This window comes from Leucobacter komagatae, assembly GCF_006716085.1.
Lineage (GTDB): Bacteria > Actinomycetota > Actinomycetes > Actinomycetales > Microbacteriaceae > Leucobacter > Leucobacter komagatae.
Genome location: NZ_VFON01000001.1, coordinates 2,141,657 through 2,161,582 on the forward strand (window position 1 = coordinate 2,141,657; position 19,926 = coordinate 2,161,582).

Sequence of the window (19,926 nt, forward strand, 5' to 3'; positions counted from 1 at the left end):
TGGTGCACTGAGGCACGCACCGCTACATCCTGTGGCCTAGTCGCGCTGCGGGTAGATGCCGTTCGCGCAGATGGAGTACGTCATATTGTTTGGCGCGAGCCCTCGCATGTCGGGCAAGCCGAAGGTGGTACTACCGTTGCCGCCGTAAGTGGTCCCGAACAACGAATACAGCGCCTGGTACCCCTGCACGGGAAGAATCTGTCCGTTGGCTGGAAGGCCATCCGTCACCGCACCAGCGGTCAGCAGGACTGAGCCAACCATGCAGTCCGTGGCATGGCCCGGGGCCGCCCGGTGTGTGTTCGTACCAAAGAGCTTTTGCAGGTCGTTGTTGCCTGCCGCACCCTGCGGCCCCTGCGGTCCGGGCACGCCTCGCTCACCCGTCGCGCCGGTCGCACCCTTCGCTGCGAGCAGCTCCCAGGCTGTCGTGTCGGTCGGCGCCACGCCAGAGAACGTTTCTTCGCGAGTGGCGACGTACGTCGACCCCTCGAACTCGACGACACTCGCGGGGGCGACGCCAGAGTACTCGACCTCGGAATCGTACGCCCCGGTGAAGACCCACGGAGCAACGCCGGTCAGCCCACGCAGGCCCTGGATACCCTGCGCGCCCTGAGACCCCTGCGCGCCGGCTGCGCCATCAGCACCGTCTGAGCCATCAGCGCCATCCTTACCTGCTGCGCCCGCGGCACCGGCCTCACCCTTCTCGCCGCGTTCACCCTTCAATCCAGCAGCGGCGATCAGGATCCAGTCGGAAGGCGAGCCCGCCGGTGGAGCCCCGACTGACGAACGTGCGGCTACGTAGGTTGCGCCTCCAAAGGTGACGATCGAGGTTGGGGGGCCCGCCGTGTATGTCGCCGAGGCGCTCCAATCCGAGACGAACTCCCAGGCGGCGATGCCGTCCTTGCCGGCCGCCCCAGTGGCGCCGGTCTGGCCCTGTTCACCGCGCTCGCCTTGTTCGCCTTTGTCGCCCTTGTCGCCCTGACGCCCTTCAGCGCCGGCCTCTCCGGCGGCACCGTTCTTGCCGTCGACGCCATCCTTTCCGTCAATGCCGTCGCGCCCCGCTGCGCCGTCCTTGCCGTCAGCGCCGTTCGCGCCAGTTGCACCGTCGCGCCCGGCGGCCCCGGTCGCCCCACGCGAACCCGGCGCGCCAGTAGCGCCAGCCGCACCCGTCGCACCAGCTGATCCGACTCTTCCAGCCGCGCCGTCGCGCCCAGACGCACCGGCCTGACCTGCGCCGCCATCCTTCCCGGCGGCACCGGCGGCACCGGCAGCACCCGCCGCGCCGTCCTTCCCTATAGCACCGGCGGCGCCGTCGGCCCCATCGGCGCCGTCCGTTCCCGCGGCGCCCGTCGCAGGCTTGTCGCTCTGCCACGCGACCGGCACCAGGTCGCTGTCGCAGGCACTCCCGGCATCGGCGAGCGTCAGTGTCCCCTCGGATACGTCAAGGCAGCCCTGCATTGGGGATCCTTCGCGCACCGCCCCTCCGCCCGCAATCGCCGTTGCCGCGACTGCGCCGACGCCACCAGAAAGCAAGCCAACGAGCACGCACGCGGCGAGCACTTTGCTTGGACCGTTCATCTTGGATCCCCCTCATCCATCCGGTTGCGCCGCGCCTCCGCGCGCGGGCCAACAGTCCATTTCACCGGAGATTCGGGGCCAGTTCGCGGCATATGCCGAAAGCGTGCGCGATTTGCACGCGGGCCTGCGCAATTTGACCGCGCGCGGGCGGCTGAGGGAGAGATCGAGGGTGAGAAACACAACAACGGGGCGCCCTTCCGCAGAAGGACGCCCCGTTGTTGCTCGCGAGGAGTTACAGCATGCAGCTGACGCACTCGGTCATGTCGGTGCCCTCGAGCGCAAGCTGGCGAAGACGGATGTAGTAGATCGTCTTGATGCCCTTGCGCCACGCGTAGATCTGCGCCTTGTTGATGTCGCGGGTCGTCGCCGTGTCCTTGAAGAACAGCGTCAGCGAGAGGCCCTGGTCGACGTGCTGCGTCGCCGCGGCGTACGTGTCGATGATCTTCTCGGGGCCGATCTCGTACGCATCCTCGTAGTACTCGAGGTTGTCGTTCGTCATGAACGGCGCCGGGTAGTAGACGCGGCCGAGCTTGCCTTCCTTACGAATCTCAACCTTCGAGGCGATCGGGTGGATCGAGCTCGTGGAGTTGTTGATGTAGGAAATCGAGCCCGTCGGCGGCACGGCCTGCAGGTTCTGGTTGTAGATGCCGTGCTCCATGACGGAGGCCTTCAGCGCGGCCCAGTCAGCCTGGGTCGGGATCTCGACGTTCGCGTCGGCGAACAGTTCGCGGACGCGCTCGGTCGCCGGCTCCCACACTTCGTCGGTGTACTTGTCGAAGAACTCGCCCGATGCGTACTTCGAATCCTCGAAGCCGCCGAAGACCTGCTTCCGCTCGATCGCGATCTTGTTCGACGCGGTGAGCGCGTGGAACAGCACCGTGTAGAAGTAGATGTTCGTGAAGTCGATGCCCTCTTCGGAGCCGTAGTGGATGTGCTCGCGAGCGAGGTAGCCGTGCAGGTTCATCTGGCCGAGGCCGATGGCGTGCGACTGGGCGTTGCCATCTTCGATCGAGCGCACCGAGGTGATCGAGCTCATGTCGCTCACTGCGGTGAGCGAGCGGATCGCGAGGTCGACGGTCTCACCGAAGTTGCCGCCGTCCATCGCCATAGCGATGTTCATCGACCCGAGGTTGCAGGAGATGTCCTTGCCGATGTCTCGGTAGCTGAGGTCCTCGTTGTAGGTGGTCGGGGTGTTGACCTGGAGGATCTCGGAGCAGAGGTTAGACATGTTGATGCGGCCCTTGATCGGGTTCGCCTTGTTCACAGTGTCTTCGAACACGATGTACGGGTAGCCCGACTCGAACTGCAGCTCGGCGACGGTCTGGAAGAAGTGGCGTGCACTGATCTTCGTCTTCGAGATGCGCGAGTCGTTGACCATGTCATAGTAGTGCTCGGTCACCGAGAGGTCGCCGAAGGGCACACCGTAGACGCGCTCGACGTCGTACGGCGAGAAGAGGTACATGTCCTCGTTCTTCTTCGCGAGTTCGAAGGTGATGTCGGGCACGACGACGCCGAGCGAGAGCGTCTTGATGCGGATCTTCTCGTCCGCGTTCTCGCGCTTCGTGTCGAGGAACTTCATGATGTCGGGGTGATGGGCCGACAGGTAGACCGCGCCAGCACCCTGGCGCGCACCGAGCTGGTTCGCGTAGCTGAAGCTGTCTTCGAGCAGCTTCATCACGGGGATGATGCCCGACGACTGGTTCTCGATCTTCTTGATCGGAGCACCGGCCTCGCGGATGTTCGAGAGCGAGAGCGCCACGCCGCCGCCGCGCTTCGAGAGCTGCAGCGACGAGTTGATGCCACGCGAGATCGACTCCATGTTGTCCTCAACGCGGAGCAGGAAGCAGGAGACGAGCTCGCCGCGCTGCGCCTTGCCCATGTTCAGGAAGGTCGGGGTCGCAGGCTGGAACCGGCCCGAGATCATCTCGCGCATGAAACCGCGCGCGAGCTCCTGGTCGCCCTGGGCAAGCCCGAGCGAGACCATCACGACGCGATCTTCGAACCGCTCGAGGTAGCGCTTGCCGTCAAACGTCTTCAGCGCGTACGACGTGAAGAATTTGAAGGCCCCGAGGAACGCGGGGAAGCGGAACTTCAGCGCGTAGGCCTCGTCGGTGAGCTGCTCGATGAACTTCGTCGAGTACTGGTCGAGCAGCGCCTTCTCGTAGTAGTCGTTGTCGATGAGGTAGCGCAGGCGCTCCTCAAAGTTGTGGAAGAACACCATGTTCTGGTTGACGTGCTGCAGGAAGTACTGCCGCGCGGCCTCGCGATCCTTGTCGAACTGGATCTTGCCGTCTGCGTCGTACAGATTGAGCATCGCGTTCAGCGAGTGGTAATCCATCTCGCTGATCTTCGACGATTCAAGCCCCGGCTCCATCACTGCTGTTTCCAAAACTTTTCCAATCCTTCTTGGACGGCTGTCACATCGTCCGGTGTTCCAAAGAGTTCAAATCGATACAGGAAAGGGACCTGGCACTTGCGGGCGATAATGTCGCCCGCAATGCCGTAGGCCTCTCCGAAGTTGGTGTTCCCCGCGGCCATGACGCCCCGAATAAGTGATCTGTTCTGCTCGTCGTTGAGGAACTTAATCACTTGTTTCGGAACCGCACGGAGCGCGGGCCCACCGCCGTAGGTTGGCACGAGAAGCACGTAGGGTTCGGTGACCTGCAGGTGCTCTTCTCGGGCGTACAGCGGGATGCGTTTTGCGGAAACATCGAGCTTCTCTACGAAGCGGTGCGTGTTCCCGGAGACGCTGGAAAAGTACACCAGGTCAGTCACGGTACCCACACATCCTCTGGCTAGAGAAGACGACCGGCGAGCTCCGCGATCTTGTCGGGGCGGAAGCCCGACCAGTGCTCGTCATCGGTCACCACGACGGGAGCCTGGAGGTAGCCCAGTTCCTTCACCGCCTGCAGCGCTGCTTCGTCCTCAGAGAGGTCGTGAACTTCGTATTCGATGCCCTTGCTGTCGAGAGCTCGGTAGGTTGCCGTGCACTGCACGCACGACGGCTTGGTGTAGACCGTTACTGCCATTTTTATGCCCTTCCCTCAAAAGTCCTGGCCCGTGTGAGCCACAACATATAGTGAACCACACCGGGGCTGACCACAAGATGATGTAGTTACACCGATGTAGTTTTCCACGAGCTTTCCACCGACGATTCGTGCGGGTTGGGGAGAACTTTTGGCTCATTTACGCCCCCGTCTGCAGGTTATCCACAAGCTGGGGAGGCAAAAAGATTTTTCATCCACCGGCACATCTCGGCGTGTCGGAATCGTGGCCACACCGCTATGTAGTGCAACGCCCCGGCGGGGCCTTTTATGCCCGTATGAGAGCCCTCGTCTCGCCCATTTTGCACGCTCGTTTGCCCCTATTCGACCGATATCGGCCAAAGCAGCTCCGTCCCGTCGGGTTCAAACCAGCGCAGCACGAGCATGGCGTCGCGCGCTGCCGAGGCCTCCTCAGCCTGCGCGCCACGCACCGCGACCCGGATGCGCTCGCCGGGGTGCACGGCCCGCGGAAGCGACAGCCCGAGCATGCCTGCTCCCGCGAGGGCAAACCTCACCGAGTGCGCGGTCTCACTCCCCCGGTGCTCGATCTCGATGACCCCGAGCGCGCGGCGGACAACGCTCCACGGCACCGGCACCGGCGGCGCCGGCCCAGGCGGGCGCTCCGGCACGCTTCGCGTGCTGAGTCGGAATAGAGACATGCCGTGACCATACCCGCGACCTCCGACAGAGCAACAGCTGGCGCAAGAAGACGCAGGCAGACCAACCAGGCAATCAACCAGCCAGAGCCCACGCAGCCAGCCAGAGCCCCCCTTACACGTGGTGGTAGGGCCGCCCCGCCGCGATCTCCTGCGCCCGGTAGAGCTGCTCAGCGAGCACGAGCCGCACGAGCTGGTGCGGGAAGACGAGCTGTGACAGGCTCCACACGAACTGGGCGCGGGAGCGCACGCTGTCGTCAACCCCGTACGCCCCGCCGATCACGACAACGATCTGCTTGCCTGCGTCAAACGCGCCCTGGATCCGGGCCGCGAGCGCCGGGGAGTCAACGTTCGCGCCGCGCTCATCGAGCAGCACGAGAAACGCGTCGCGCTCCACCCGCTGCAGAATGCGCTCGGACTCCTCGGCCCGCGCCGCCTCGCCCTCGCGCGCCGAGTGCGGGAGCAGCTGCCACGAAACGTCAAACGGCTTCCGTAGCCGCTTCTCGTACCTGTCGATGCCCTCCTTCACCCAGCTCTCGTGTTTCTTACCGACGGCGAGCACTTTGACGCTCAATGCACGCGCACCGTGTCGAGGTACTCGGCGATTCGCCCGATGGCTTCCTCAAGCACCGTTACCTCGGGCAGGGTCACGAACCTGAGGTGGTCCGGGGTCGGCAGGTTGAACCCACGGCCGTTCGTCACGAGCACCCGCGTGGCGCGGAGCAGGTCTATGACGAACGCCTGGTCGTCCGCAATCGGGTAGCGCTCGGGGTCGAGGCGCGGGAAGAGGTACATGGCGCCGCCGGGGAGCTCGCAGCTCACACCTGGGATCTCGGTGAGCAGGCGGTGAGCGACATTGCGCTGCTCGAGCAGCCTTCCGCCGGGGGCGCACAGCGCGTCGATGGACGACTCGATCTCAAGCGCGACCGGGATCGCGTACTGCGCGGGCGCGTTCGAGCACATGCGCATGTTCGCGAGCAGGGTGAGCCCCTCAAGGAAGTCGGCGGCGAGTTCCCTGTCACCAGATGCGATCACCCAACCGGCGCGGTATCCGGCGACGCGCTGCGCCTTCGACAGCCCGCTGAACGTCAGACAGAGCGTCTCGGTGACGTGCAGCGCGGCGTGCTCGTGGGTCGCGCCGTCGTAGAGGATCCGGTCGTAGATCTCGTCGGCCATGAGCACGAGCCCGTGCCGCTCGGCGAGGGCGGCGAACCCGCGCACGAGCTCGGGCGAGTACACGGCGCCCGTCGGGTTGTTCGGGTTGATGAGCACGATGCCCTTGGTCTGCGGGGTGACGAGCGCCTCGATCTCGGCGAGGTTCGGCATCCACCCGTTCGCCTCGTCACACGGGTAGTGAACCGCGCGACCGCCCTGCAGCGTCACCTGCGCCGTCCACAGCGGGTAGTCGGGCGCGGGGACGAGGATCTCGTCGCCCCGGCTCACGAGCGCCTGCAGCACGAGCGAAATGAGCTCGCTCACGCCGTTACCGAGGTAGACGTCGTCGGGGCTCACGTTCGCGACGCCGAGCGTCGCGTAGTGGCTCGCGACCGCTTCGCGGGCGGGGAGGATCCCGCGGGAATCCGTGTACCCCTGCGCGTGCGGGAGCGCGGACCGGAGCGCTTCGACGATTTCGGGCGGCGCCTCGAACCCGAACGGCGCGGGATTGCCGATGTTGAGTTTGAGGATCTGTTCGCCGCCGCGTTCGAGCCGCTCCGCTTCCTGGAGGATCGGCCCGCGCACGTCGTAGCGTACGCCGGCGAGCTTGCTGGACTGAGTAATCTGACGCGTCTTCGGGCTCACGGGCCGAGTTTACTCCCGTCGCGGGGGTTACCGCGCAGCTGTGAGCGTGATGTCGCCGAGGTCGACCTGCGCTGAGATCCGGTTCGGTGCACCGGGCATCGTCCGCAAACGGTTCTCGATACTGCCGGCGCCGCCGCGGGAGGTGACGTCGTAGACCCCATCGGGCACCTCGAGGTCGATCGAACCCGCGCTGACGGTGAGCGCCACGTCTGCCGGAGCGTTTCCGGTGAGGCTCATCTCGAGCTCCCCGAGCGCGACGTCTGCCTTGAGCGTCCTCACTCCGTCGAGCTCACCATCGATTGAGCCGACGCCGATCGTCGCGCTCACGCTCTGCGCAGAGCCCGAAAGGGTCGCCTCGCCGGCGTCGACCTGTACAGCGAGGTCGCCAAAGTCGCCCGCCGCCCGCACCTCGCCGACCCCGACGCGGATGTTCGCGTCGAGCTGGCGATCCGCGAGCGCGTTCGGCAGCGTGAGCGTCGCCGAGACGTGCTGGCCGCGCGTGCTCGGGCAGACGCCGAAGAAGCAGAAGCCCGAGCTGTCGATCTTCGGGGCGCGAACGGTGATCTCGTCGCCGTCGCGGCCGAGCTCCCACCTGTCAGCGGAGCCGCCGCGTGCGACGAGCGTCGCGTCTTGAACGTCGCCAAAGGCAAGGGTGAGCTCAGCGACCCCGATGTTGAGGTCGACCCCGGTCACGCCCGCCGTATCAACGGTTCCCCCGCCCTCGACTTGCGACGCCACGGCACGCTGCGACGAGATGGCCATGCCGAAGGCCGCCGAGGCGCCGACCCCGAGCAAGACCACGCCGCCGACGACGGCTGTGACGATTCCGACGGTGCCGATCCCGCGCTTCCCTGTGCCCGGCCCGGTGGGTGTCTGCTGCGTGCTCATGATGTGAATCCTGTCTGTCGTGTCTGCGGTGCCTGTTGGGCGTCGGGGGCCGCTGCGGCGCCCGCGCTCTGGATGTGGGCGATCGCGGCGAGCACCCGGCGGTTGCCCGACTCGTCTTGGTCTAGTTCGAGCTTTTGGAAGATCGCGGTGATGTGCTTTTCGACGCTCGCTTCCGAGAGGAAGAGCTGGGCGGCGATCGCCTGGTTCGACCTGCCCTCGGCGAGCACCGCGAGCACGGTGCGCTCGCGGGCGGTGAGCCGGTCCATCCTCGCGTCCTTGCCGCGCCGCGTGAGCAGCTGTGCGACGACCTCCGGGTCGAGCACCGTCGCGCCGCCCGCGATCCGGCCGACAGCCTCCACGAACTCGGCGACGTCGGCAACGCGGTCTTTCAGGAGGTACCCGAACGCGCCGCCCTGGCCCGAGATGAGCTCGCTCGCGTACCGCTCCTCGACGTACTGCGAGAGCACGAGCACCGGCAGCTGCGGGTGCCTGGCGCGAAGATCGAGCGCGAGCCTGATGCCCTCGTCGGTAAACGTCGGCGGCATGCGCACGTCGAGGATGCAGAGGTCTGGGCGATCCTGCTCGACGGCCTCGGCGACGCCGGCGGTGTCAGCGAAAGCGCCCGACACCTCGTGCCCGGAGTGCTCAAGGAGGCGCACGAGGCCTTCGCGGAGCAGCACCGAGTCTTCACAGATCAGGATGCGCACGGGACACTCACCTCCAGCGACGTCGGGCCGCCGAGCGGGCTGTCGAGGCGGAAAGTGCCACCAGCCGCGAGCACCCGGTTCGTGATGCCGTCGAGGCCACCGCCCGGAACGACGCGGGCTCCGCCAACGCCGTTGTCCTCGACGCGGGCCCAGAGCGTCCCGCCGTCACGCAGCCGCACGGTGACCCGCGCCTCGCTCGCGCGCGAGTGCTTCGCGGCGTTCGTGAGCGACTCTGCGATGACGAAGTACACGGCCGTCTCGGCCTCGCGGCTGCAGCGCCCCTCGAGGCGCACGTCGAGCGAGACGGGAACGTGGGATCGGCCGGCGAGTGCCGACAGCGCCGCGTCGAGACCGCGGTCTTCGAGTACCGACGGGTGGATGCCTCGCGCGAGCTGCCGCAGCTCGGTGATCGCGGCCTTCGTCGACGTGTGCGCCTCAGAGATGAGCGCCTTCGCCCCCTCGGGGTCGGAATCGATCTGCTGCTGCGCGAGGCCGAGCGTCATGCCAACAGACACAAGCCGCGGTTGCACGCCGTCGTGCAGGTCGCGCTCGAGGCGCGTCCGCTCGACGTCGGCTGCCCTGACCGCGCCGACGCGCTGCTGCTCGGAAAGCCTCGCCGCCTCCTGCAGCTGCTGGGCCTGGTCTGCCTCGGCGCCCGCCCGGGCGATCCAGACGGTCAGCACGCGGTGCAGCAGGGCGAGCCCCACCATCGACGCGGCGCAGAGGATCGCGACGAGCGCGAACGCGAACCACGGCAGCTCGGTGATGAACGGCGCGAGCAGCAGCCCGGTGTTCGGGTGGTAGGCGACGTTGCCGCCCGTGAGTTTGAGGATCGCGGCAGCCGCGCCCCACACGAGGTTTTGTGCGCAGATAAGGAAGAACAGGCCGAGGAACGTCGCGACCGTGAAGCTCGCGATCGACTGCCACATGCGGCCGTCGCCGAGCTGCGCCCACATCATGCGGAGGAACCCGGCAAACCCGGGGGTGCGCTGCGGGACTGCGCGGAGCGCTGGGATACCGAGGCGGTACAGCCCGTCGACCCGCTCAGTCTCGAACCACGCGGTGCCGAACAGCACGTAGACGAGGGCGACCAAAAACAGGAGGCCGATACCGAACACGAGGGTGAGCCCGAGCCCGAGCCCGAGGAGCGCGAAGGCCGACACGAAGAACGCCCAGCCGAGCAAGCCGAGTGCCGCGAGGTGCAGCATCGTGAGGGCGATGCGCCGGGGCGGGCGGGCCTGGGTTTGCTGGGTCTGCGGGGCCTGGGCCTGCGGGGCCTGGGCCTGCGGGGCCTGGGCCTGCGGGGCCTGGGCCTGCGGGGCCTGGGCCTGCGGGGCCTGCATGGTTTGCTGGGTTTGCGGGGGCTGTGCCTGCGGGGCCTGCTGGGTATGCGGGGGCTGTGCCGCCTGCGGATATCCCGCGGTGGGGGCCGTAGGGGCGCCTGCCCACTTTTCGCTGCTCATGCTTCTACGTTAGAGCGCTGGCGCGCGCTCCCCTACCCCGCTGGCCGGAGAACTCTTTTCGGGTTTTCCCTACCCTCGCCCCGACCCTTCCCTCTTCCCAACCCACCCCGATTTCTCCAATGCACGCCAATTACCGCGTGAGTTTGGCGTGTTTGCGAGAAATTGAGGTGGCACGGCGGGTGGCGGCGAGCTGGAACGGCGGGTAACCGCCGGGCGGCGCAACCCAAGGCGGCCCGGCGCCAGCCGCCCGCCCAGCCTCAGCTCTGCTGCGCGTAGAGCTCCGCGTACGCCCCGCCCAGCGCGAGGAGCTCCTGGTGGGTGCCCTGCTCGAGGATGCGGCCCGCCCCCAGCACGAAGATCCGATCGGCGCCCTCAACGGTCGAGAGCCGGTGCGCAATCGCCACGGTGGTGCGCCCCTCGCGCGCGTCATCGAGGGCACGCTGCACGATGCGTTCGTTGACGGTGTCGAGCGCGCTCGTGGCCTCATCGAGCACGAGCACCCGCGGGTTCTTCAAGAGCACGCGCGCGATCGCGATGCGCTGCTTCTCGCCGCCCGATAGCCGGTACCCGCGCTCGCCGACGATCGTGTCGTAGCCCTCGGCGAACGACTCGATCGTCTCGTGGATGTTCGCGAGCTTCGCGGCGGCGGCGACCTCCTCGTCGGTGGCGTCGGGCTTCGCATACCGCAGGTTGTCTGCGATCGAGGCGTGGAAGAGGTACGGCTCCTGCGTGACGACGCCGACGCGGTCCATGAGCGCCTCTTGCTTCAGGGAGCGCACGTCGTCACCGCCGTAGGTCACGGCACCGCCGGTCACGTCGTACAGGCGCGGGATCAGCGAGCCGATCGTGGTCTTGCCCGACCCCGATGCGCCGACGAACGCGACGAACTCGCCCGGTTCGATGACGAATGACACGTGGTCGATCGTCGGCCGATCGTCAGGCCCGGCGTCGGGGTACGCGAACACGACGTCGTCGAAGACGATGCGCCCCGCCCGGCCGGGCTCCTCGGTCGGCTCGAGCGCGTCGGGCTTGTCGACGATCTGCGGCGTGAGGTCGAGGTACTCGAAGATGCGCGCGAACAGGGCGCTCGAGGTCTGCAGGTCGAGGGCGACGCGCATGAGCGCCATAAGCGGGAAGAGCAGGCGCGACTGGATCGTGGTGAACGCGACGATCGTGCCCGCGGTGATGCCCGCGTCGAGGCCCTGGCCGGTCGCGCGCTCAATGAGCCACCCCGACACGAGGTACACGATCGCGGGCACCGCCGAGAGGAAGACATTCACGAGCGCGAAGAAGACCTGGCCGCTCATCGCCTGCTTCACCTGCAGCGCGATCTGGTTGCGGTTCTCGCTCGCGTAGCGCTCGGTCTCGGCGCTCTGCCGCGAGTACGTCTTCGCGAGCAGCACGCCCGACACTGAGAGCGCCTCCTGCGTGATCGCGGTCATCTCGGAGAGCGACTCCTGCGTCTTCCCCGCGATCCGCGCGCGCACCTGGCCGACGCGGCGCTGCGCGATGACGAGCACCGGCATCAGGATGAGCGCGATGATCGTGAGCTTCCAGCTGAGCAGGATCATCGCCACTGCCGCGGCGATCACGGTCACCGTGTTGCCGATCACGTTCGAGACCGTGTTCGTCAGCACGTTCGCGACGCCGCCGACGTCGTTCTGCAATCGCGACTGGATGATCCCCGTCTTCGTGCGAGTAAAGAAGCCGAGCTCCATCGACTGCAGGTGCGAGAACAGCTTCACGCGCAGGTCGCCCATGACCCGGTTGCCGACGCGCGCCGTGAAGTACGTCTGCACGATACCGATGAGCGCCGAGATCACGAAGACAAGGATCATCGCGCCGACGAGCCAGGCAAGCACCGGCATGTTGGGCCCGCTGCCGTCAACGGGGAACAGGCCGTCATCGAAGACGCGCTGGGTGATGAGCGGCGGCATGATGCCGAGCGCCGCGGAGGTCAGCACGAGCACGACGATGACGCTCAGCGGCCCCCGGTACGGCCTGAAGAGCTCGGCGATCCTGCCGCCAAGGTTTGCGACCTTTGGGGCGGCCTCGTTCAGCTTTCGCTGCGCCGCGAAGTCACCGCCGGATACCCTGCCGCCGCGGCCACCGCCGCCTCCACCCATGCTCATGTGTTGAGCGTACCGGCAGGGTGAGACGAACCGCGTGAACTCCCATCAACAAAGTTCTACCGGCGTCGCCCAGGAGCGGCCGCGGCCCGCCTGAGACGGCCGGGGTTACGCCGCCTCGGCGGGATCCTGCACGACGCGCACCGGCCCCGTTCGCGGCGGCCGAGGCGCGAACAGCAGAGTGAGCGCGGCGCCGAGCGCGATCACGGCGACGGGAAGCAAGAGCGACTGCCCCATCGCGGCGGCGAACCCCTCTTGCGCCTGCGGCGGGAGCTGCCCGCCAGGCCCGCCCGCGGCGGCCCCCGCGCCAAGCTCGGCGGTGAGGCGCGAGGCCATGAGCGCGGTAATCGACGCTGAGCCCAAGACCGCGCCGACCTGGCGGCTCGTGTTGTACACGCCGGATCCCGCTCCCGCGAGATCGAGCGGCAGATTGAAGGTCGTGATCGCCGAGAGCGGCCCCCACATGCCCGCGTTCGCGACGCCGAGAATCGCGCTCGGGATGAGTAGCAGCCAGAGCGGCGTGCCTGGCTTCAGCATCACGAAGTACAGCAGCATGCCCGCGGCGAGGAGCAGCAGCCCCGCGGTCGCGATGCGGCGCGGGTCGCCGCGGTCGATCAGGATCCCCGCCGGCCGCGCAAGGGCCGCGGAGATAACGGCCATCGGCACGAGCATGAGCGCCGACTGCGTCGGCGTGAGCCCGCGCACGAGCTGGAAGAAGAACATGAGCGGCATGCTCATGCTTGTCACCGCGAACCCGACCGTCGTGATCGTCGATGTGCCGACGGAGAAGTTGCGGTCGCGGAAGATGCGCAGCGGCAGGAGCGGCTCGCCCTTCTGCGCGTGCTGCCACCAGACGAAGAGCGCGAGGATAACGAGGCCCACGCCGATGAGCAGCCAGACCGAGATCGGGCCCCAGATCTGGCCCCAGTCGAAGTTCTCGCCCTCCTGGATGCCGAAGACGACGAGGAACATGCCGGCCGCGCTCAGCACGACACCGAGCCAGTCGAGCCGGTGCGCGTGCGTCTCGAGCCTGGGCACGTACTTCAGTGCGAGTACGAACGCGACGACGGCGACGGGCACGTTGATGAAGAAGATCCACTCCCACCCGACGGCGTCGATGAGGAAGCCGCCGAGAATCGGCCCGACGAGCGTCGCGACGCCCGCGGTGATGCCCCAGACCGCCATTGCCTGGCCGCGCTCGCGAGGCGCGAAGATGCGGGTGATGACCGACATCGTCTGCGGCGTCATGAGCGCGGCGCCGAAGCCCTGGAAGACTCGGGCGACGACGAGCGCCTCAATCGTGGGTGACAGCCCGCACGCGAGCGATGAGAGCGCGAAGACGGTGAGGCCCACGAGGTAGACGCGGCGCGGGCCGAACCTGTCGCCGAGCCTGCCGGTGATGAGCAGCGGGACCGCGTAGGCGAGCAGGTAGGCGCTCGTCGCCCACAGCGTCGCCGTCATATCGGTATTGAGGCTCTCCATGATCGTCGGATTCGCGACCGACACGATCGTTGTGTCGATGAGGATCATGAAGAATCCAAGGACGAGCGTCCACAGCGCCGCCCACGGGCGGATCTCTGATGGATCGGTGAAGTTCTTACGCACCGCACCAGCTTACGCCTCGGAAAAACAGCGAACCCCCGGTGCGGCAAGAGCCGCACCGGGGGTTCGATGAAAGCGAAAGCTACTTCACGGCAGCCTTGAGCTTCGAGCCAACCGACACCTTGACGCGCTTGCCAGCGGGGATGTCGATGGTCTCGCCGGTGCGCGGGTTGCGGCCGGTGCGAGCAGCGGTGGTTGCGGTCTCGAACGAGAGCCAGCCGGGGATCGAAACCTTCTCGCCTGCAGCGACGGTCTCGGAAACAGCCGCGAACAGGCCGTCGAGAACGTTCGAAACAGCTGCCTGGCTCTGGCCAGTCTCAGCGGCGATCTTTGCAACGAGCTCAGTCTTGTTGAGTGCCATGTTGTGTCCTTTCAGGGCGGTGACCGTTGGCCTGCCGGCCCCTGATCTATTCGGGGTGTCACCTCCGCTAGAGAGGTTCCGATCAGTTTGATCGGTATGAATCTACCCTACGTTTCCCAAAAAGCGGCGCGATTACGCGGATTTCTTCGGACCGCGTGTCATATTCGCTCTCGGTGAACACCGTCGGGCAGACGCGAAGAGGGGCGGGACGATCCCGAAAGATCGATCCCGCCCCTCTTCGAAAGCGGTGCTACTGGGCTACCAGCGGCTGCTTACCAGCTCGACTTGGTGATGCCGGGCAGCTCGCCACGGTGCGCCATGTCGCGGAAGCGAACACGCGAAACGCCGTACTTCGTCAGCACGCCACGGGGGCGGCCGTCGATGACGTCGCGGCTCCGAACGCGCACGGGCGACGCGTTGCGGGGCAGCTTCTGCAGGCCCACGCGAGCAGCCTCGCGGCTCTCGTCGGTGCCGTTCGGGTCAATGAGCGCCTTCTTGAGCTCGAGACGCTTCTCAGCGTAACGCGCAACAATCGCCTGGCGCTGCTTGTTCTTTGCAATCATGCTCTTCTTAGCCATGCTTAGCGCTCCTCTCGGAATTCGACGTGCTTACGGATGACCGGATCGTACTTCTTGAGCACGAGACGATCGGGGGTGTTGCGACGGTTCTTCTTGGTCACGTAAGTGAAACCAGTGCCTGCCGTCGAACGGAGCTTGATGATCGGACGTACGTCCTTATCCTTAGCCATTAGAACTTCACCCCACGCTTCTGCAGATCAGCTACAACAGCCTCGATGCCACGAGCATCGATAACCTTGATGCCCTTAGCCGACAGGGTGAGCGTCACCTTGCGGCCGAGCGAGGGCACGAAGTAGGTCTTCTTCTGGATGTTCGGATCGAACCGACGCTTGGTGCGACGGTGCGAGTGCGAAATGTTGTGTCCGAAGCCGGGAACGGCGCCGGTCACCTGGCACACTGCTGCCATGATGTTTCCTCTCATACCGTGAGACCGGACGGCCTCACCCAAGATTTCTTGTCTGCAAGATCCGCCGAGGCAAGCCTCCGGTAACGGTTCTCGCGGTACATGCACTGGGACGGCGCACGACCAAGGGTCAAGCTTACGCGAATTCGACCGGCAGCGCAACGCGCCCGGGAACACACGCGCAGGTGGACGACGTACCATTGGTGGTGTGAGCCACCCAAAGATTCTGCTGTACTACGCGTTCGCCCCCGTCGCCGACCCCGAGGCCGTGATGCTGTGGCAGCGCGAGCTCTGCGAGTCGCTCGGCCTGCGCGGGCGCATCATCATCTCGAAGCACGGCATCAACGGCACCGTCGGCGGCGAGATTGACGCGTGCAAACAGTACCTCAAGCGCACCCGAGAGTACGGCCCGTTCTCGGGGCTCGATGTGAAGTGGAGCGAGGGCACCGGGTTCGAGGCGACGACCCCCACCGTGCTGAAGGGCATCGACCGCACCGTGCCGTGGCAGGCGATCTCAGACTTCCCGAAGCTCAGCGTGAAGGTGCGCGACGAGCTCGTCGCATTCGGTATCCCCGAAGAGACCGTCGTTGACGAGTCTGGCGTCGTCGGCGGCGGCGTGCACCTGTCTCCCGAGAAGGTGAACGAACTCGTCGCCGAGCGCGGCGACGACGTCGTGTTCTTCGACGGCCGCAACGCGTGGGAGGCCGAGGTTGGCAAGTTCAAGGGCGCAATCGTGCCCGACGTCCGCACGACCCACGACTTCATCGCGCAGATCGAGTCCGGCGCGTTCGACGACATCAAGGGCAAGCCGATCGTCACGTACTGCACCGGCGGCATTCGCTGCGAGATCCTCTCCGCCGCAATGGTCGCGCGCGGCTTCGAGGAGGTCTATCAGATCGACGGCGGCATCGTCCGCTACGGTGAGGCCTTCGGCAACGACGGCCTGTGGGAGGGCTCGCTCGCCGTATTCGACGGCCGCGAGACGATGGACTTTGCGCCCGGGGCGACAGTGATCGGCGTCTGCCGGGAGTGCGGCGCCCCAACCGCAAACCTCGTCGACTGCGCCGAGAACTCGTGCCGCACGCGCTTCGTCGCCTGCGCCTCACACGAGGCACCCCGCTGCGAGGCCCACCAGCTTTCGGTCGCCTAACCCGCAGCGCCGAAGCAGTCTGCAACGACGAAGCGCCCGGAGGAGCATTCCCCCGGGCGCTTCGTCGTGTTGCTGCCGCCGCTACTAGCCCTTGATCGCGTCAGCGAGCTTCACGCGGGCACCCGTGCGCATGATCGAGTTCTCGTAGATCCGTGAGCCGGCCCAGAGCACGATCCCGATCGAAACCACCAGCACGCCGAGCGACACGATCGGCTCCCACCAGGCCGCGTCGCCGAAGTACAGACGCATCGGCATCGCGGTCGGCGCCGAGAACGGCACGTAGCTCATCACCGCGAGCACCTGCGGGTTGTCGAAGAAGAAAATGATCAAGAAGAACGGGATCATCACGAGCATCATGACGGGGCTCGTCACCGAACCAATGTCTTCCTGCCGCGAGACGAGCGCCGCAGCTGCCGCGTACATCGCTGCGAGGAGCACGAATCCGAATGCGAACAGGATCCCGAACCAGATGAGCGCGGTGCCGAGCTCGCCGAGCAAAATATCTTGCCCTGTCGCGAGCATCCCGACGGACGCGAGCGCGAGCGTCGCGACGACGGTGCCGAGCGCGAGGATGCTGTTGCCGAGAATCTTGCCGGCGAGCATGGTACGCGCGGAGATCGTGGCGAGCAGGATCTCGACGATGCGCGTCTGCTTCTCCTCGACGACGCTCTGCGCGATCGTCGTGCCGAAGGTCAGGGCGGTCATGTAGAACACCATGCCGAAGCCCATCGCGATGAGGTAGCCGAGCATGAAGCTCGTTTCGCTCGGGTCGAGCAGCTCGACCGTGGGCGATGCAGAGAGCGCCTGGACGAGGCCGCCGGGCGGGCTGTCGTTCGCGATCACGGTCAGCCCGACAGACGTATCGCCACCCGTAACGATCGCGGCCTCAACGTCGCCGTCACGCACGAGCTGCTCGGCGGCCGCGCGATCCGCGACCTCGGTCATTTCGAACGCCTCGCCGAGACCGGTCGCGGCCTCACCCGAGACCGCGCCCTCGGCGACGGCGATCTTCGTCGGGCCGCCAAAGCCACCGTTCTGCGACACGAGGCCGCCGATGACGACGCCCGCGAGCACGACGAGCAGCAGAATCGCCGTCGAGATGATGAACGCCTTGCTGCGCAGCCTCGTCATGATCTCACGCTCGGCAACGATCCAGGCGCCCTGTGGAGCGCTCAACTGGCGGTGGCTGGCGGTCTGCTTCAGCGTGTGGCTCATCGGATGACCTCCTTGAAAATCTGTGCGAGTGACGGGGTGACGGGCGCAAAGCTCTTCACGACGGTCGCTTCGCGCTGCACGGCGAGCGAGAGCACGGCCTGCGCCGCTTCGTCGCTGTCGGCATCGAACCTGGCGAAGCCACCGTCGAGGTGGGTCACGGAGACGCCCGGCTGCTCGCGCACCCATCCGGCGTCGGCCGCGGGCCCGGTGAGCTCGAGTTCGAACACCCGACCAGCGTGCTCAGCGCGGAGGCCCTCACGCGACCCCTGGGCGCGGATCTGGCCGCCGCCGATGACCACGACGTCGTCGCAGAGCCGCTCGACGATGTCGAGCTGGTGCGAGGAGAAGAGCACGGGGGCGCCCTTCGCCGCGTAGTCCTGCAGCACGCCGAGCACGACTTCGACCGCCATCGGGTCGAGGCCCGAGAACGGTTCGTCGAGCACGAGCGCGATCGGCTCGTGGACGAGCGCCGCGGCGATCTGCGCGCGCTGCTGGTTGCCGAGCGAGAGGCTCTCGAGGTTGTCGCCGGCACGCTCGGCGAGTCCGAGCCTGTCGAGCAGCCCCGTCGCCGACTCGCGCGCAGCACCCGTCGACATGCCGTGCAGGCGTCCGAGGTAGATGAGCTGGTCGAGCACCGCCATCTTCGGGTACAGCCCGCGCTCCTCAGGCATGTAGCCGATGCGCGCGCGGTCGCCGGCGGTGATCGGCTGGCCGTTCAGGCTGACCGTGCCGCTGTCGGCGGAGAGCACGCCGAGCAGGATCCGCATGGTCGTCGTCTTGCCCGCGCCGTTCGCGCCGACGAAGCCCGTCATCCGGCCGCTTTCGACTCGGAAGCTCACGTTGTCGAGCACCTTGCGGTCACCGAAGCTGCGGGAAATTCCTACGATGTCAATCATCTCGCTCCTTTCGTTACTTCCAGGCTATGCGGGACGCCAGGGGCGGCGCCTCCCCCTGTCGGCGGAATCACTGCGGGGCCTGCGACAGAACCTCCGCCGGGAGGCGGACGTGCGCTGCTCCCCCATGCGCCTACGCTTGAACCCATGAGAGAGTCTTTTGCCGCCGTGGCCCCAGCACAGTGGGCGAGGCCGCGGCCCGGCCGCGCCGAGCTGCGCCTCGACGCCCTCCTCGCGCTCGCGCTGGCGGTCGGCGCGACGACCACGTCGCTCCTTTACGCCCGCACCGGCATCTTCGAGAAGACGCCCGCGCTGTGGGTCTGGGTTCTCGGTCTCGCGCTCTGCACGCTGCCGCTCGCCTTCCGCAGGGTGGCCCCGATCCCGGTCGTGATCCTCGCCGCCGCCGGCTTCTTCGTGTGCGGGCAGTTCGGCGTGCCCGAGGTGCTCGTCATTAACATCTGCCTGTTCATCGCGATCTACACGGTGACCGCCTGGGAGCCGAGGCGTGCCCTCGCCGCCTGGAGTCTGCTCGCCATCACCTCCGCGATGATGATTTGGCTTGTCGTCTCGCTCATCATCGCCTCGTCCTCGACCGAAGACTTCATGGGCGCTCCCCGCTACGGCATCTTCTCGGCCTACGCGACGTTTGCCGTGATCCAGATCATCACGAACCTGCTGTACTTCGGTGGCGCGATCTGGTTCGGGCTGCGCGCGTGGCGCGCGGCGCGCACGCAGGCCAAGCTCGTCGCGCAGGGTAGGGAGCTCGAGCTTGAGCGCCAGACGAGCGCGGCGCAGGCCGTCGCCCTCGACCGGATCGCCGTGGCCCGCGAGCTCCACGATGTTGTCGCGCACCACGTCTCCGTGATGGGGATCCAGGCCGCCGCCGCTAGGCGTAGCCTCGAGCGCGACCCTGAGCGGGCGGCCGCGGCGCTCGAGGTTGTTGAGGAGAGCGCGCACGCGACGGTCGAGGAGCTGCGGCGGCTCGTGCACACCCTGCGCACCCCCGAGAACGAGGAGGGGTCGACCACCATCGGCATCGCCCAGTTCCCCCTGCTCGTCGAGGATTCGCAGGGAGCTGGAGTCCCGACGACCCTCATCGTGGCGGGCGAGGCGCGGCCCCTTCCGATGCTCGTCGACGTCGCGCTGTACAGGGTCGTGCAGGAGGCGCTCACGAACGTCCGAAAGCACGCGGGCAGGGGCGCCGAGGCGGCCGTGCGGCTCAGGTTCATGGACGACGCGGTCGAGGTCGAGGTGACCGACGACGGGATCGCGCGGCGCCTCACGAGCCGCGGAGAACGCGCCTCGGCATCGCCCGAGGGCGCGGGGCTCGGGCTGCGGGGCATGCGCGAACGGATCGGCGCAGTCGGGGGCACCGTCTCGGCGGAGCGGCGTGAGCGCGAGGGCTTCATGGTGCGGGCGCGCGTGCCGCTCGCCGAGGTCCCGGCGGTGGCGGCGTGATCGG

At 67.0% G+C, this 19,926-nt stretch carries 20 protein-coding genes; 2 read left to right on the top strand and 18 right to left on the bottom strand.

The window, feature by feature from the left end; genetic code table 11:
- Nucleotides 1-36: 36 nt before the first annotated feature.
- The 16 genes from FB468_RS09745 to rpmB all read right to left on the bottom strand — a co-directional run bounded on the left by FB468_RS09745 (nucleotide 37) and on the right by rpmB (nucleotide 15,209).
- On the bottom strand, nucleotides 37-1,575 hold the full coding sequence (locus tag FB468_RS09745; protein ID WP_141887178.1) for a phage tail protein: 1,539 nt from the start codon (nucleotides 1,573-1,575) through the stop codon (nucleotides 37-39).
- 232 nt (nucleotides 1,576-1,807) lie between these two features.
- Nucleotides 1,808-3,949 (bottom strand): class 1b ribonucleoside-diphosphate reductase subunit alpha, encoded by a 2,142-nt coding sequence (gene nrdE, locus FB468_RS09750; RefSeq protein ID WP_170219779.1) that lies wholly within the window; start codon nucleotides 3,947-3,949, stop codon nucleotides 1,808-1,810.
- On the bottom strand, nucleotides 3,949-4,350 hold the full coding sequence (gene nrdI / locus FB468_RS09755; RefSeq protein ID WP_141887179.1) for a class Ib ribonucleoside-diphosphate reductase assembly flavoprotein NrdI: 402 nt from the start codon (nucleotides 4,348-4,350) through the stop codon (nucleotides 3,949-3,951). Before nrdI ends, nrdE begins: the two co-directional genes overlap by 1 nt.
- A gap of 20 nt (nucleotides 4,351-4,370) precedes the next feature.
- On the bottom strand, nucleotides 4,371-4,604 hold the full coding sequence (gene nrdH / locus FB468_RS09760) for a glutaredoxin-like protein NrdH (protein ID WP_119282668.1): 234 nt from the start codon (nucleotides 4,602-4,604) through the stop codon (nucleotides 4,371-4,373).
- A 335-nt stretch (nucleotides 4,605-4,939) separates the two neighbouring features.
- Nucleotides 4,940-5,278: a hypothetical protein gene (locus tag FB468_RS09765; RefSeq protein ID WP_141887180.1), complete on the bottom strand. Its 339-nt coding sequence runs from the start codon at nucleotides 5,276-5,278 to the stop codon at nucleotides 4,940-4,942.
- 112 nt (nucleotides 5,279-5,390) lie between these two features.
- Nucleotides 5,391-5,849 carry a 23S rRNA (pseudouridine(1915)-N(3))-methyltransferase RlmH gene (gene rlmH, locus FB468_RS09770; RefSeq protein ID WP_211359114.1) on the bottom strand — a complete coding sequence of 153 codons (459 nt, stop codon included), beginning with the start codon at nucleotides 5,847-5,849 and terminating at the stop codon, nucleotides 5,391-5,393.
- On the bottom strand, nucleotides 5,846-7,075 hold the full coding sequence (locus tag FB468_RS09775) for a pyridoxal phosphate-dependent aminotransferase (protein ID WP_141887181.1): 1,230 nt from the start codon (nucleotides 7,073-7,075) through the stop codon (nucleotides 5,846-5,848). Before FB468_RS09775 ends, rlmH begins: the two co-directional genes overlap by 4 nt.
- Nucleotides 7,076-7,102: 27 nt before the next feature.
- Nucleotides 7,103-7,963 carry a hypothetical protein gene (locus tag FB468_RS09780; RefSeq protein WP_141887182.1) on the bottom strand — a complete coding sequence of 287 codons (861 nt, stop codon included), beginning with the start codon at nucleotides 7,961-7,963 and terminating at the stop codon, nucleotides 7,103-7,105.
- A complete protein-coding gene (locus tag FB468_RS09785; RefSeq protein WP_141887183.1) occupies nucleotides 7,960-8,670 on the bottom strand; it encodes a response regulator transcription factor in 711 nt (236 codons plus the stop codon). Before FB468_RS09785 ends, FB468_RS09780 begins: the two co-directional genes overlap by 4 nt.
- Nucleotides 8,658-10,133 (bottom strand): sensor histidine kinase, encoded by a 1,476-nt coding sequence (locus FB468_RS09790; protein ID WP_425460810.1) that lies wholly within the window; start codon nucleotides 10,131-10,133, stop codon nucleotides 8,658-8,660. The genes FB468_RS09785 and FB468_RS09790 overlap by 13 nt, the downstream gene beginning before the upstream one ends.
- Before the next feature lie 257 nt (nucleotides 10,134-10,390).
- Entirely contained in the window at nucleotides 10,391-12,259 is a 1,869-nt protein-coding gene (locus tag FB468_RS09795; protein WP_141888232.1) for an ABC transporter ATP-binding protein, read from the bottom strand.
- A 111-nt stretch (nucleotides 12,260-12,370) separates the two neighbouring features.
- Complete coding sequence (locus FB468_RS09800) at nucleotides 12,371-13,792, bottom strand: DHA2 family efflux MFS transporter permease subunit (protein ID WP_141888233.1); 1,422 nt, start codon at nucleotides 13,790-13,792, stop codon at nucleotides 12,371-12,373.
- A gap of 154 nt (nucleotides 13,793-13,946) precedes the next feature.
- On the bottom strand, nucleotides 13,947-14,225 hold the full coding sequence (locus tag FB468_RS09805; protein WP_042544305.1) for an HU family DNA-binding protein: 279 nt from the start codon (nucleotides 14,223-14,225) through the stop codon (nucleotides 13,947-13,949).
- A gap of 272 nt (nucleotides 14,226-14,497) precedes the next feature.
- The gene (rpsN, locus tag FB468_RS09810; protein ID WP_042544304.1) at nucleotides 14,498-14,803 is read right to left on the bottom strand and encodes a 30S ribosomal protein S14; all 306 of its coding nucleotides are present in this window, start codon (nucleotides 14,801-14,803) and stop codon (nucleotides 14,498-14,500) included.
- A 2-nt stretch (nucleotides 14,804-14,805) separates the two neighbouring features.
- Complete coding sequence (rpmG, locus tag FB468_RS09815) at nucleotides 14,806-14,973, bottom strand: 50S ribosomal protein L33 (protein ID WP_017884003.1); 168 nt, start codon at nucleotides 14,971-14,973, stop codon at nucleotides 14,806-14,808.
- Nucleotides 14,973-15,209 carry a 50S ribosomal protein L28 gene (rpmB, locus tag FB468_RS09820; RefSeq protein WP_141887184.1) on the bottom strand — a complete coding sequence of 79 codons (237 nt, stop codon included), beginning with the start codon at nucleotides 15,207-15,209 and terminating at the stop codon, nucleotides 14,973-14,975. Before rpmB ends, rpmG begins: the two co-directional genes overlap by 1 nt.
- A 205-nt stretch (nucleotides 15,210-15,414) precedes the next feature.
- Between rpmB and FB468_RS09825 the strand changes: the two genes are divergently transcribed.
- Nucleotides 15,415-16,356: a tRNA uridine(34) hydroxylase gene (locus FB468_RS09825; RefSeq protein WP_141887185.1), complete on the top strand. Its 942-nt coding sequence runs from the start codon at nucleotides 15,415-15,417 to the stop codon at nucleotides 16,354-16,356.
- A gap of 84 nt (nucleotides 16,357-16,440) precedes the next feature.
- Here the strand turns inward: FB468_RS09825 and FB468_RS09830 are convergent, their stop codons facing one another.
- Together FB468_RS09830 and FB468_RS09835 are read right to left on the bottom strand one after the other, a co-directional pair.
- Complete coding sequence (locus FB468_RS09830; protein WP_141887186.1) at nucleotides 16,441-17,571, bottom strand: ABC transporter permease; 1,131 nt, start codon at nucleotides 17,569-17,571, stop codon at nucleotides 16,441-16,443.
- The gene (locus tag FB468_RS09835) at nucleotides 17,568-18,467 is read right to left on the bottom strand and encodes an ABC transporter ATP-binding protein (protein WP_141887187.1); all 900 of its coding nucleotides are present in this window, start codon (nucleotides 18,465-18,467) and stop codon (nucleotides 17,568-17,570) included. The genes FB468_RS09830 and FB468_RS09835 overlap by 4 nt, the downstream gene beginning before the upstream one ends.
- A 144-nt stretch (nucleotides 18,468-18,611) precedes the next feature.
- On the opposite strand from FB468_RS09835, the gene FB468_RS09840 reads away from it, so the two are divergent.
- The gene (locus FB468_RS09840) at nucleotides 18,612-19,922 is read left to right on the top strand and encodes a sensor histidine kinase (protein WP_141887188.1); all 1,311 of its coding nucleotides are present in this window, start codon (nucleotides 18,612-18,614) and stop codon (nucleotides 19,920-19,922) included.
- Nucleotides 19,923-19,926 lie beyond the last annotated feature (4 nt).